This is a genomic window from Pseudomonas sp. HMWF032, from assembly GCF_003060885.1.
Classification (GTDB): Bacteria; Pseudomonadota; Gammaproteobacteria; order Pseudomonadales; family Pseudomonadaceae; genus Aquipseudomonas.
In genome coordinates this window covers 496,010-508,543 of record NZ_QAIG01000008.1, presented here as the reverse complement: position 1 = coordinate 508,543, position 12,534 = coordinate 496,010, and the positions used below count along the sequence as shown (strand labels likewise).

Annotated in this window: 10 protein-coding genes; 4 read left to right on the top strand and 6 right to left on the bottom strand. The window is 58.5% G+C overall.

From position 1 onward, the window contains the following. Positions 1-29 precede the first annotated feature (29 nt). Entirely contained in the window at positions 30-641 is a 612-nt protein-coding gene (locus DBR00_RS14765) for a TIGR04282 family arsenosugar biosynthesis glycosyltransferase (RefSeq protein WP_108487582.1), read from the top strand. A gap of 2 nt (positions 642-643) precedes the next feature. Here DBR00_RS14765 and DBR00_RS14760 read toward each other — a convergent pair whose 3' ends face one another. The 4 genes from DBR00_RS14760 to flgA all read right to left on the bottom strand — a co-directional run bounded on the left by DBR00_RS14760 (position 644) and on the right by flgA (position 3,286). Next, positions 644-1,393: a flagellar brake protein gene (locus DBR00_RS14760; RefSeq protein ID WP_108487584.1), complete on the bottom strand. Its 750-nt coding sequence runs from the start codon at positions 1,391-1,393 to the stop codon at positions 644-646. 80 nt (positions 1,394-1,473) lie between these two features. Then, positions 1,474-1,941 carry a flagella synthesis protein FlgN gene (locus tag DBR00_RS14755; protein ID WP_108487586.1) on the bottom strand — a complete coding sequence of 156 codons (468 nt, stop codon included), beginning with the start codon at positions 1,939-1,941 and terminating at the stop codon, positions 1,474-1,476. An 87-nt stretch (positions 1,942-2,028) separates the two neighbouring features. After that, entirely contained in the window at positions 2,029-2,373 is a 345-nt protein-coding gene (flgM, locus tag DBR00_RS14750) for a flagellar biosynthesis anti-sigma factor FlgM (RefSeq protein ID WP_108487588.1), read from the bottom strand. Positions 2,374-2,527: 154 nt separating this feature from the next. Next, a complete protein-coding gene (gene flgA, locus DBR00_RS14745; protein WP_108487589.1) occupies positions 2,528-3,286 on the bottom strand; it encodes a flagellar basal body P-ring formation chaperone FlgA in 759 nt (252 codons plus the stop codon). Between the two features lie 74 nt (positions 3,287-3,360). Between flgA and DBR00_RS14740 the strand changes: the two genes are divergently transcribed. Both DBR00_RS14740 and cheR read left to right on the top strand, forming a co-directional pair. Further along, on the top strand, positions 3,361-4,293 hold the full coding sequence (locus DBR00_RS14740) for a chemotaxis protein CheV (protein ID WP_108487591.1): 933 nt from the start codon (positions 3,361-3,363) through the stop codon (positions 4,291-4,293). Positions 4,294-4,337: 44 nt separating this feature from the next. Next, positions 4,338-5,165: a protein-glutamate O-methyltransferase CheR gene (gene cheR / locus DBR00_RS14735; RefSeq protein WP_108487710.1), complete on the top strand. Its 828-nt coding sequence runs from the start codon at positions 4,338-4,340 to the stop codon at positions 5,163-5,165. A gap of 58 nt (positions 5,166-5,223) precedes the next feature. Here cheR and DBR00_RS14730 read toward each other — a convergent pair whose 3' ends face one another. Next, the gene (locus tag DBR00_RS14730; RefSeq protein ID WP_256583022.1) at positions 5,224-8,313 is read right to left on the bottom strand and encodes a transglycosylase domain-containing protein; all 3,090 of its coding nucleotides are present in this window, start codon (positions 8,311-8,313) and stop codon (positions 5,224-5,226) included. Positions 8,314-8,603: 290 nt separating this feature from the next. Here DBR00_RS14730 and DBR00_RS14725 point away from each other — a divergent pair, with 290 nt between their 5' ends. Then, complete coding sequence (locus DBR00_RS14725) at positions 8,604-9,290, top strand: bifunctional 2-polyprenyl-6-hydroxyphenol methylase/3-demethylubiquinol 3-O-methyltransferase UbiG (RefSeq protein WP_108487595.1); 687 nt, start codon at positions 8,604-8,606, stop codon at positions 9,288-9,290. 97 nt (positions 9,291-9,387) lie between these two features. Here DBR00_RS14725 and DBR00_RS14720 read toward each other — a convergent pair whose 3' ends face one another. Continuing rightward, positions 9,388-12,534 (bottom strand): efflux RND transporter permease subunit, encoded by a 3,147-nt coding sequence (locus DBR00_RS14720; protein WP_108487597.1) that lies wholly within the window; start codon positions 12,532-12,534, stop codon positions 9,388-9,390.

Sequence of the window (12,534 nt, the reverse complement as noted above, 5' to 3'; positions counted from 1 at the left end):
GCCCGCCAGTACCGTCGAGGATCACTGTTATGACCCTTTCGATTTCCTTGCATCTACTGGCGCGTGTACCGGTGGCGGGGCGGGTAAAGACCCGTCTGATTCCGGCCCTGGGTGCACAGGGTGCCTGCGATCTGCAGCAGCTCCTGCTGGAGCGTGCCTTGCAGTTGCCTGCCAGTGGTTTCAGTGAGCGCTTTCTCTGGCTGGATGATCTGCCCAGTGCCGAGTTGCAGGCGCTGGCCGATGCCCAGGCATGGACGCTGGTCGAGCAGCCAGTGGGGGATCTAGGGGAGCGCATGCGCCGTATCGCTACATTGGGGTTGGCGGACAGTGATGCGGTGATTCTTATCGGTAATGATTGCCCGGCCCTTGATGGCGTATACCTGCAGGCGGCTTGTCGTGCGTTGCAGGAGCACAAGGTGGTGATCGGGCCGGCTGAGGATGGCGGTTATGTGCTGCTGGGTTTGCGTGGCATGGCGCCGACGCTGTTCAGTGACATGCCGTGGGGGACTGAGCGGGTGTTCGACCTGACCCTGCAACGCCTGCGGCAGTTGGATTGGCCACCGGCGTTGCTGCCTGCGTTGTGGGATGTGGATCGGCCCGAGGATCTGTCGCGCCTGGCGGTGCTGAATATCCTGCTCTGATACTAAAGCAAGCCGTCGCTGTCAAAGCGGCGAGCTTCACGCTGAAGTTGATAGACGAAACGCTCCACCGAGCGCTGCTCTTGGCCATTGATCCTGTGAAACCGTGCACCGATAAAGCTGATATCCAGCTTGTCGTCATACTGCACGTGGCGCACCTCGATCGCTGTAGTCATCGCGCCAAAAGGAAAGCGAGCGGTAAAACGCTCATAAACCTGACCGGCTTGCAGGCTATTGGTGATATCTCCGGGGAAGCGCAGTTTGCATCCGGTTGCTGAGATGTCCAGAAGTAAGCCTGATACGGTGGTACTCAGCTTGTCGCCGCCCAGTTCAACTTTGATCAGCTCACTTTGTTTAAGTGGTGCACGGAAAGCGCTGCGGCGTTGATGGTAAGTGATTTCAAGCGGTATTTGGCTCAGGTAGCAGCGTGAGCCCTCGTATTCACTGAAACGTAGGGTTTGCTCGCATGTCCATGCTACACGCACGCCTTCGTGAAAGGCTTCGACGTGGAAGGTTTCACCATTCTGCAGGTAGCGCTCACCATCGTTGGGCATCAACTCGTCAAGAATGACGAGGTTCTTGTCGCGGTCAACTGCAATGACATAGCTCTGAAAACGTTGTTTTCGCTCGTCAAACGTTATGATCAGTGGATCGTGGTTCTGTTGCAGCTGGCGCAGGTTGGCAACAATTTCCACAGGCGTCTTAAGCACCTTGGGGGGTTGAGGGCCATCTTCCTGATTAAAAGGACTGGACACGGTCCATTACACTCCGGGCAAATGCGATGGCACTAGAATACTGGCTATATGACAGCATGTCCCTGTGCCTTATGGAAAATTCAGGCCTGGCTGAGCGGGCGCTGCTGGCCGATTCTAGCGGCACTGCCACGGCTGTCATAGAGGCTTGGAGTTTCGTTGCCACGCAGAATGCCAAGCATGCTATTGGCTGACGCCTGGCTGGAGCGGATTAATCTGCCGTTGCGCAGATTAGCTGCCTGGCAACGCTCAAGCAGAGTGCTGAGCTGCTCACTGTGTTCAAGCAATGCTTGGGCGTGATCAGAGCTTCTGGCGAGTGTGTGCAGGCCTTCGCGGTCTGCCGAAAGACCAAGGTCAGTGAGAAGTTGGCTGCGCTCCTGACCGTGTTGATCAAGCTGACCCAGCAGCGGCAATTTCTCGCTTAGCAAGGCCTGCAGGTATGGGAGATCGCGATCACTGAGTGCTTGAAACTCTTTATTGATGAGTTCAAGCAGTTGCTCTGCGATGCCGATGTCATGGTTAAACAATTCAAGCAGTTTGGTGTCGTGCATTGCGGGCTCTTTTGGGGAACGGCAGTTTCAGTACTGAGACATGAAACTTCCGTTGGGCGACCAACAGCCCCAAGCGCAGCCCTTTGACTAGCGCTGGGATTCGAAATTTAGCAATTTACTGGCAACACGCTGGCTGTCGACCTGGTAACTGCCGCTCTCGATAGCTTGTTTGAGTTGCGCAACGCGCTCTTTGTTGACGCTAGGTTGGTCGCGCAACTTTTCACTGGCTTTCTGAAGTTGTTGAGCCTCGCGACTCAGCTGCACAGATTCTCCGCCTTTGCCCGCCTGCTGGGATTGCTCGGTAGGTGTGGGCATATTGCCAGTGGGCTGATTGCTTGTGACTGCGCTCTGGCCACCTGCCTGGGCACTGCCTGCACGCCCCGAACTGGCTGGCGTTGCGGCATTGTTAAGCCGGTTGATGTCGATGACCATGATGCAGAACCTCGAACAGTGTTTGGACGCTTGCCTAGCTTGTCGGCCTTGATAGCGAAAACTTTAGGGCTGAGTGTTGCGTTTATTGACAGTCTAAACACACTGAGAACAATCGCCAGCGTGAGTTATCCGCTAAGTCAATCAAAATTCATGCCTACATTGGGACTTCAACTTGGCCTGGAGCGGTTACTCGTGCTCGTACTACCCGGTTTGATTTGATGTTGCGCACGCTGATTTGCTTGCCTACTGACCCTGATGATAGCGCCTCTCCGGGCATGCGGACACTGATTATCCCGCTCTTGGCACTGATGACCACGTGATCACCCTTACGAACGGCTTCTGCCAATTGAAGCTGGGTAGGGGTTATGACTTGGTCGATAATTGCAGCGCGCGTCAATTTTTTGCCAACAACCTGATGTTTTTCCGTCAGGTAACCCTGGTTCAGTAAGCCGACATCTCTTTCCGCCAGGCCGACATCCATTTCTGTTATCAGACCGTCTCGTTTGAGTGGGCGGCTGGCAACTACTACCTCACGAAATAAACGCACCTGGCCAGGAATAAATACTGTCCATGGCGCATTACTTTCACAGCGAATCCGCAGTGTCACGCGACCGACAGGCTGTGCTGGGCTCTCGAGGGTCGTCATCAAGGGTGTGCCACACAGCGGTAAGCGCAGGCGAGGGTCGAGTTGGTTTATTTGTATCTGGTGACGTGCAGTGATGTTGCTACGCTCTAAATAATCATCCACGGCTTGCTCAAGAAAAGCGTTGCCGGCGCCGATAAGTTCTTCGGCGTGAGTCGCCTCTGCTGGTGTTACGTTGCTATAGCCGAGTGCCATCAAAGCGGGTAAAACTGCCAGCCAGTGGCAGAATCTCGATGATGAGCGTCGATTCGTTGTCGTTTTGGTTTTCATAGTGGGTTAGATAGCAAGCTGCGTGCCGCCTGCTAAGCTGACAGTAATCTGTTACTCAAATAAGGAGTTTGGGTATGGCCGGTGTGATGGACTCGGTTAACCAGCGAACTCAGTTGGTTGGCCAGAATCGTTTGGAATTGCTGCTGTTTCGTCTTAACAGCAATCAGTTGTATGGCATCAACGTGTTCAAGGTGAAAGAGGTGCTTCAGTGCCCCAAACTCACCATCATGCCCAAATCCAGCCCGGTTGTTCGCGGGGTGGCCAATATCCGTGGCGGCACCATCCCGATTCTCGATTTGTCCATGGCCACAGGCAACATGCCGTTGTCCAATATCGATAACAGTTTCGTGATCATCACTGAATACAACACCAAGGTTCAGGGTTTTCTGGTGCATTCCGTCGAGCGCATTGTCAACATGAACTGGGAGTCGATTCATCCGCCACCCAAGGGTACTGGTCGCGATCACTATTTGACGGCAGTGACGCACCTGGACGACAAGATGGTTGAAATCATTGACGTCGAAAAAATTCTTGCAGAGGTGGCGCCGACCTCCGAGGTGATTTCTGAAGGTGTTCTTGATGCGCGTACTCAGGCCCGTGCAGTGAGTAAACGGGTACTGACCTGCGACGACTCATCGGTTGCGCGCAAGCAGGTTACGCGTTGTTTGGAAACTGTAGGCGTGGAGGTGGTCGCGCTGAACGATGGTCGTCAGGCGTTGGATTATCTGAAGGCTATGGTCGAGGAGGGCAAGAAGCCGGAAGAAGAATTCCTTATGCTGATTTCCGACATCGAAATGCCCGAAATGGACGGTTATACCCTGACGGCGGAGATTCGTTCCGACCCTCGAATGCAAAAACTGCACATCATCCTGCATACTTCGCTTTCTGGTGTTTTTAATCAGGCCATGGTCAAGAAGGTGGGCGCGGATGATTTCCTCGCCAAGTTTCGGCCGGATGACCTGGCTGCACGGGTAGCTGACCGCATCAATATAGCGGCAGGGGACTGAGGGCTCGGCCCTCAGTGGAAAATTTGTTCGTCGAGGCTTCGCGAGTGTCTACAGGTAATTTGGATTTCGAGCAGTTCCGGACCTTCCTGGAAAAAGCCTGCGGCATCCTGCTGGGTAGCAATAAGCAGTATCTGGTTTCCAGTCGACTGAACAAACTGATGGAACAGAATGACATCAAAACTCTGGGTGAACTGGTGCAGCGTATGCAAAGCCAGCCGCGCAGTGGTCTGCGTGAGCAGGTTGTTGATGCCATGACTACCAATGAGACCCTTTGGTTTCGCGACACATACCCTTTTGAGGTGCTGAAAAGCCGTGTTCTGCCGGAGTTGATCAAGGCTAGCCCGGGGCAGCGTTTGCGTATTTGGTCGGCGGCCTGCTCTTCGGGGCAGGAGCCCTACTCATTATCAATGACCATTGATGAATTCGAAAAAACCAATCTTGGCCAACTCAAGGCCGGAGTGCAGATTGTTGCGACTGACCTGTCGCCGTCCATGTTGATCAACTGTAAATCGGGTGAGTACGACAGCTTGGCGATGGGGCGTGGGCTTTCACCGGAGCGTCTGCAGCGCTATTTCGACCCCAAGGGGCCGGGGCGCTGGGTGGTCAAACCGGCCATTCGCAGTCGCATTGAGTTTCGCCCGCTGAACCTTCTGGACAGTTATGCCAGCCTGGGTAAGTTCGATGTGGTGTTCTGCCGAAACGTATTGATCTACTTTTCTGCGGAAGTGAAGAAAGACATCCTCACGCGCATTCATGCCATGTTGAAACCGGGTGGTTATCTGTTCCTCGGGGCTTCCGAGGCGCTCAATGGTCTGCCTAATCATTATCAGATGGTGCAGTGCAGCCCGGGGATCATCTACAAAGCGAAGTGATCCGCTGCACTTGCCAATAAAAACGGGAGGCTTGGCCTCCCGTTTTTATTGGCCCACGTTAATTTGCACCTGAGGCGGCCTGTTCACTGCCTGTCATATGGCACAGGCTGCGGGTACCAGGCTGCAAATAAGGTTGCAGGATAGGCGCCATGCCTTTGAGTACCTGCACGGGGAGTGCTGAAGTGAAGCGGAAGTTTTCTGCTGCTTGCCCGGGAACGAAGGCGGTAAGGGTGCCGTAATGGTTGTCTCCTAAATAGAAGACGAATGTGGCGGTGCGGTTCATCGCGCGTGAACTGAGGACCCGGCCACCGGCGCCGACGGTTTCGATGCGATTATCTCCAGTGCCGGTTTTGCCGCCGACTTTGAGCGGTTGTCCGTCAGCCTGGATGAAGCTGCCAAGTAAGCGCCGCGCAGTGCCGGCCTCAACCACATCGGCTAGAGCGTTGCGCAGTGCTGCGGCCACCTCGGGTGCCATGACGCGTTTTCCTGCGCTGTGGTCTCGCACCACAAGGGTGTCGTAGGGTGTATCCGCAGCAAAATGCAGGCTGTCGATACGGGCTGTGGTCTGGCGGATACCGTCGTTCTGAATGATCCCCATCAACTCGGCCAGTGCTGCTGGACGGTCACCTGAGCTGCCAATCGCAGTGGCCAGTGAGGGCACCAGGTGGGCGAAGGGGTACCCCAGGTTCTGCCAGCGGCGATGAATATCGAGAAAGGCCTCGACCTCCAGCATGATGCGGATACGGCTATCGCGGGCGCTTTTGTGGCGGCTGCGGAATAGCCAGCCATAGACCTCCTGACGTTCATTCTGGCTGGCAGCGACGGCATCGCTGAAGCGCGCCTGCGGTTGTTCGATCAGATACCCCAGCAACCAGAGCTCCAGAGGGTGAACGCGAGCGATATAGCCTTGATCGGGCAGGCTATAGGCGCCTGGCCCGTAACTTCGGTACAGCTCGTTAATTCGCTTATCGCTGAGCGTTTCCTGTGGCAGATATTTGCGCAGAAAGGCGGCAAAGCTGGCTTCATCAGCAGTAGGTTGCAGGTAGCGGTGTACAGCCGCGAGGCGTACTGAGGTGTGGCGCAGGCCATTGAGGAACGTGTCCAGGCGCTGCTGTTCCGGTTGCCCCTGATACTTGCGCCAGAAACGCTGCAGGAATGAGGTGCCTTCCCGATCGGCAAAGTCGCGTAGATAAACCTGACGGCGGGGATCTTTGTCGTCCTTAAGCAGTTCAGCGCTGTTGTTCGGGCCCTGGTAAGTGCTGTAACGCACCAGGTCGCGCATCAGGCGGATAAACGGTAGGTTAAGCGATTCGCGTAGGGCTTCGCGCATGTTGGCAATGCGTTGGTTATCTTCGCGCCGGAAGTTGTTGAAGGTGTGGATGCCGCCGCCAGTGAAGAAGCGCTCGCCTGGACTGGCCGAGTATTTACGTTCCATGGCGGCGTTCAGCATGCCCGCCAGGCTAGCGTTGGGCGTGCTGAGCAGGTAATCAATTGCCCAGCGAGTCAGGTTATCTCGGGCATTGACGGCGCGCAGTTGATTGGCGCTTTGCCCCGCGTGACGCTGGTGCAGTTCGGCGATGATTTCCAGATAGGTGGCCAGCACCCTGAGCTTGGCAGTGGAGCCCAGTTCCAGCTTGCTGCCCTCGTTGATGTCGAACGGCTGGTCGGTGCTGTCGGTCTGTACCCGTACCATGCTGCCATTTTCTGTGCGCTCGAACAGGGTGAAGCTGTAGCGCACATCAGCGGTTTTTTCCGGTGAGAGCAGGCGTTCGCCAAACAGGCCGATCTGGCCGGCAAAGGTGGGCTCGGCCAACTGCTGAAGGTACTGGCTGACGGCCTGTTGCAGGTCATTGTTGAGGGTGCTGGTCGCGCTCAGATCAAGGCGGTCGAGGTCGTACAGTGGCATGTTGAGCATGGTCGAGAGCCGCGCCCGCGAAACGCTGATGCCCTTGTTGCTGTCCACCGTCTGCAGGTTCGGCTCAAGAGCCCAGTCGCGGTAGCTGAGTGTCTGCTGCAGGGCGGCGTCGCGCAGTGCGATGTCGATGAGGCCGCCGCCGGCCAGCAGGCGGATATGGCTGTTAGTCAGTTCGGCCAGGTCATGGCGGCCTTGGGCCAGGTAATAAGACGGGCGGCGCTGGGCAATCATGAGGGCCAGCACCTGACGCAGGGCGAGGCCACGTTCGGCCAGGCTGGCATCCGCTGACTGTGCGGGGTCGAGCAGCCGGTTGACCTGGGCGAAGTCCGCGCCGAACCAGATGCGCAGGCCATCGGCCAGACCATGAACTTCGCCATGCCCAGGCGCTGCAGACAGCGGCACGCTGTTGAGGTAGTCGCGAACGATATTCTCGCGCGCAGCCATGGTCTGCGGGCCACTCTGGTAGGCGCGTACGCTGGCGGAAAGCATTTGTCGCAGTTTTTCCGTCGCGGACACAGTCAAGCCGTCCGGTGAGTGGCGGTATTTCTCCAGCTGAGTAGCCAGGGTGCTACCGCCTGCCGACTGGTCCTGCATGTCCAGCAACTTGCCGACCTGAGAAATGGCGGCCATGAAGAAGCGCGGCCAGTCCACGGCCGGGTTGGCCAGTGGCTGTTCAGAGTCAAGCAGCGTGCGGTTCTCGATAAACAGCAGGCTGCTGGCTACCAGTGGCGGGATGGCGTTGAAGCTCGGGTAGCGCTGTTGCGGGTAGCGGAATTCATAGAAAGGCGTACCGCTACAGTCACTGATGCTCAGTCCGCTCTGAATCTTCTCCGGATAGGGGATGAACAGGCCGCGTTGGGCATAGTCGAGTAGGGCGGGGGAGAACTGCGCCTGTTGCTGCACGATAAAGTTGCGCTGGCTGAGTCGCTCAAGCATCAACGGCAGGTAGGTGTAACCTTGACGTTTGTCGAAGGGGCCTTCTTTGGGGTAGACGATAGCATTGCTCGGGCCCGGTTCGACGCGGTAGCTGAGGGTTTGCGCGTAACGGCTGATTTCTTGGGCTTGATAGCGTGAGGTACGCAGCTCTTCGGCGAGCAGTAGACCGGCGACTATGATCAGAACCAGCACGAGCAGCCAGAGGGTGATTTTTAATGCGCTGCGATGTTTACGTGGTGCCGGTCGCTGCTGATTGGCCGGTAGTGGGGTGATGCTGGGTTGCCATGATGCGCCCATATTCATTTAGCCTGATGTACTCGTCCATAGGTTTGACAGGTTGCTGAATCACATCAGCGGGCTTGTTCACTGAGCTCCGCTCAGTCGGCCTCTGCTTGCAGTTTAGCTGCTGCTGTGTCGATGACGCCGGGACGGGTTTGGCAGACGCAATATTTTCTCGGTCTCCACCGGGCGCTGAATAAGTGATCAGCGGCAATGCGCACGCGAGGTGAACAGCGCAGGATTGCCAGTGGCTGCACTTGCTTTGGCGGGTGTGCTCATACAGATGTTGAACAGGCGACGAGTGAGCTATGCAACGCGACCATCGGGAGCAACTCAACCTCAGTTGGCAGGCCAATGCCGATGCCTGGACGGCGGCCGTGCGCGAGCAACGCATTGAAAGTCGCCGACTGGTGACCGATGCGGCCATCGTTCAGGCGATTCTCGCCCTTGCACCCACGCGCGTGCTGGATCTGGGCTGCGGCGAGGGCTGGTTGTGCCGTGGGCTGGTCGAACATGGTATTGAGGCGGTGGGCGTGGACGCCTCCGCCCCGCTGATTGCTGTGGCGCAGCAGGCGGCGTCAGGCACGTCGCAGTACCGCGTATGCGGTTATGCCGAGCTGGAGAGTCAGGCTGGGCTGCTGGGGCGTTTCGATACGCTGGTGTGCAACTTTGCCCTTCTGGAAGAACCCCTGGCGCCGACGCTGAATGCCCTGCATGGCCTGCTGGCGCAGGATGGCCGGTTGCTGATCCAGACTCTGCACCCCTGGCGCGCCTGCAATGACGTGGGTTATCGCGACGGTTGGCGGGTGGAAACCTTTGCTGGCTTCGGCGAGGGCTTTGCTCAACCGATGCCCTGGTTTTTCCGCACATTGGAGTCCTGGTTGGGCTTATTCAGCGATACCGGCTGGCGCCTGCAATGGCTGCAGGAACCGTTGCACCCGGAGAGCGAGCAGCCGGTGTCGCTGTTGATGCTGCTGAGTTCCGAGCGCAATTAATCCGGTCTGATAAAGCCTTCGGTCGACGATAAACAGCCGAGCCCCGCTGGCGCTGTATTCGACCATGCCCAGGCCACTGCTGACCTGGGTGTGCAGGTTATGGCGTGCGTTGCAGCTTGACCTTGCCGGTGGCACTGGCCAGCAGGTGCTCCGGCAAGTCGAGCAGGTCGTCGTCGAAGGTTTCCAGTGGTGGTGGACGACGTTCGAAGCGCGCGCCGAGCACCAGCATGCAGGGCGTCAGCAGCAGGGTCAGCACGGTGCCGAAACTCAGACCGCCGGCAATCGCACTGGACAGTTGCGTCCACCACTGGGTCGATGGTGCGCCAACACCCAGGCTTGGGGTGATCAGGTCGACGTTGACCCCCATGACCATCGGCACCAGACCGAGCACCGTGGCCACGGCGGTGAGCAGCACCGGGCGCAGGCGCAGGCTGCTGGTTTCCAGCGCTGCTTCGTATGGTTCCAGGCCCTGGCGGCGCAGCTGGTTGTAAGTGTCGATAAGGATGATGTTGTTGTTCACCACGATCCCGGCCAGGGCGATCAAGCCCATGCCGACCATCACGATGCCGAACGACTGGCCGTTGACCAGCAGGCCCATCAGTACCCCAGCGGTGGACAGCACGATGGCCGAGAGCACCAGTAGCGTCTGATAGAGGCTGTTGAACTGGGTTACCAGGATGATAAACATCAGGAAAATCGCCACGGCAAAGGCGGTGCTGAGGAAGGTCGCCGCCTCACGCTGGTCAGCATCCTCGCCGGCAACCTTCACCTGTACATCGCTGGGCACCTCGCCCATCGCTTCCCGCAGGGCCAGTAGGCGTTCATCCAGACGCGCGCCTTCGGCAATGTCGGCCTGCAGAGTAATGGTGCGATTGCCATCGACCCGACGCAGGGTGCCGACCTTGGGAGCCTGTTGCAGGGAGACGAAGTTGCCCAGTGGAATCTGTCCGGCCGGGGTGCTCAGGGTCAGTCGGCTGAGTTGGTCGAGGGAGCGCCAGTTGGCCGGCAGGCGCACGCGGATATCCACTTCATCGGTGGCGTCTTCCGGGCGGTAGGTGGCCAGTTTCAGGCCGTTGGTGACCATCTGCACGGCGTTGCCGACGCTCAGTACGTCTGCACCGAAACGCGCGGCCGCCTCGCGGTCGACCTTGATCCGCCATTCGATACCTGGCAGAGCGCGGTCATCCTCGATGTCCTTGAAGCCGCCCAGGCGCTGCATGCTGGCGCGCACCTGCTCGACCCACTGATCGGCCTTGGCCGGGTCCAGCGAGCTGATTTGCAGTTTCACCGGCTTGCCGCTGCTGGGGCCTTCTTCCTGTTTGCGAAACTCCAGGACGATGCCGGGTATGTCGACGGTACGCTGGCTCATGTCGGCGAGGATCTGAGTGGCCGCACGTCGTTCGTGCCATTCGACGAACTGGAACTGCAGGGTGCCGATTACATCGGCACCGAGCTGGCCGTCCGGTTGCGCCAGAGAGCGGGCATACAGCGCCTTGACCTCGCGCATGCCGAGCAGGCGGTTCTCCACTTTTTGCAGCAGGGCATCCTTCTCCTGCACCGACAGGTCGCCGCGAGCGCGTACCCAGATCTGCGCGCTTTCCGGCTCGACCTCGGGAAAGAACTCCACCCCATGGTTGAAACGGCCATAAGCGGTGTAGATCAGCGCAATTACAGCGAGCATGCCCATGAGGCTCAGGCCGGGACGTTTCAACAAGGCTCCCAGCACCCTGCGATAGGCCACTGCGCCACGACCGGGTTGGCTCGGTTGCGGCAGCGATTGGCCACCGGTGACTGCGCCGAGTACCGGTAGAAACACCAGGGCCATGGCCAGGGAGGCCAGCAGGCAGACAATCACCGTGGCCGGCAGGTACTTCATGAACTGGCCGACCACGCCCGGCCAGAACAACAGCGGCAGAAACACCACCAGGGTGCAGGCGGTGGACGAGATCACCGGCCAGGCCATTCGCGTGGTGGCGTTGGCCCAGGCCTGGCGAGGGCTCTGGCCCTGATGCAAGTACCGGTCGGCCAGCTCGGCGACCACAATGGCGCCGTCCACCAGCATGCCGGCGACCAGAATCAGGCTGAACAGCACGACGATATTGAGGGTAAAACCGAACATCCAGATCACCAGGATGCCCGTCAGAAAGGCCCCCGGAATGGTCAGTCCGACTAATAGCGCCGAGCGCGTACCCATGGTCGCTACCACCAGAATCAGCACCAGCACGATGGAGGCAATCACGTTGTTGAGCAGATCGCTGAGCATGCTCTGCACCTGCTGCGACTGATCCATGATGTAGCTGACCTTGAGGCCCTCGGGCAGCAGCGGCTGGGCCTTGGTCATCAGCGCCTTGACCTGCTCGATGGTGTCGATGATGTTGGCGCCGCTGCGCTTTGACACCTCCAGCACCACCGCGGGCTGGCCATTGATCCGCGCGTAACCGGTGGGGTCCTTGAAGGTGCGGTGAATGGTGGCGACATCGCCAAAGGTCACCACGCTGTTGCCCACCACCTTGATCGGCATGGACAGTACGTCTTCAAGGTTTTCGATCACCCCGGGCACTTTCATGCTCATGCGCCCGGCACCGGTGTCCAGGCTGCCGGCGGCGACCAGGCGGTTGTTGCGGCTGACCAGGTTGAACAGCTCGTTGTAATCGATGCCGTAGCTGTCGAGCACCTGCGGGTCGACGACGATTTCCAGCAGGTCTTCGCGGTCGCCGCCGATTTCCACCGAGAGCACTTCGGCGATGCCTTCAACGTTCTCTTTCAGGCGGCGGGCGATGTAGACCAATTCGGTTTCGGCAATCGGCCCGGACAGACCAATCGACAGCACCGGAAACAGCGCCACGTTGACTTCATTGACCGTGGGTTCTTCGGCTTCCTCCGGTAGCTTGCTGCGGGCGGTATCGACCTTCTCGCGCACATCGGCGAGGGCCAGCTTGGCGTTGAAGCCAGCATCGAACTCCAGGGTCACCGAGGCATGGCCTTCGCTGGCCATGGAACGCATTTCCTTGACCCCTTCGAGGCTGCGCAGTTCTTGCTCCAGCGGGCGAACCAGCAGGCGTTCGGCGTCTTCCGGGCTGATGCCTTCGAGGGTTACCGAGACATAGATGATCGGGATGCTGACATCCGGATTGGCTTCTTTGGGGATGGCGAAATACGCCGCCAGCCCACCTAGCATAAGAAATAGCAGCACCAGCAGGCTGGTGCGGCTGCGATCCAGCGCCGCAGCGATCAGGCCATGCAT

Coding starts and splice junctions, on each gene's coding strand:
- DBR00_RS14720 (WP_108487597.1), bottom strand. CDS start 12,534: ATGCATGGCCTGATCGCTGCGGCGCTGGATCGCAGCCGCACCAGCCTG.
- DBR00_RS14725 (WP_108487595.1), top strand. CDS start 8,604: ATGCAACGCGACCATCGGGAGCAACTCAACCTCAGTTGGCAGGCCAAT.
- flgM (WP_108487588.1), bottom strand. CDS start 2,373: ATGGTCATCGACATCAACCGGCTTAACAATGCCGCAACGCCAGCCAGT.
- DBR00_RS14755 (WP_108487586.1), bottom strand. CDS start 1,941: ATGCACGACACCAAACTGCTTGAATTGTTTAACCATGACATCGGCATC.
- DBR00_RS14765 (WP_108487582.1), top strand. CDS start 30: ATGACCCTTTCGATTTCCTTGCATCTACTGGCGCGTGTACCGGTGGCG.
- DBR00_RS14730 (WP_256583022.1), bottom strand. CDS start 8,313: ATGGGCGCATCATGGCAACCCAGCATCACCCCACTACCGGCCAATCAG.
- flgA (WP_108487589.1), bottom strand. CDS start 3,286: ATGAAAACCAAAACGACAACGAATCGACGCTCATCATCGAGATTCTGC.
- DBR00_RS14740 (WP_108487591.1), top strand. CDS start 3,361: ATGGCCGGTGTGATGGACTCGGTTAACCAGCGAACTCAGTTGGTTGGC.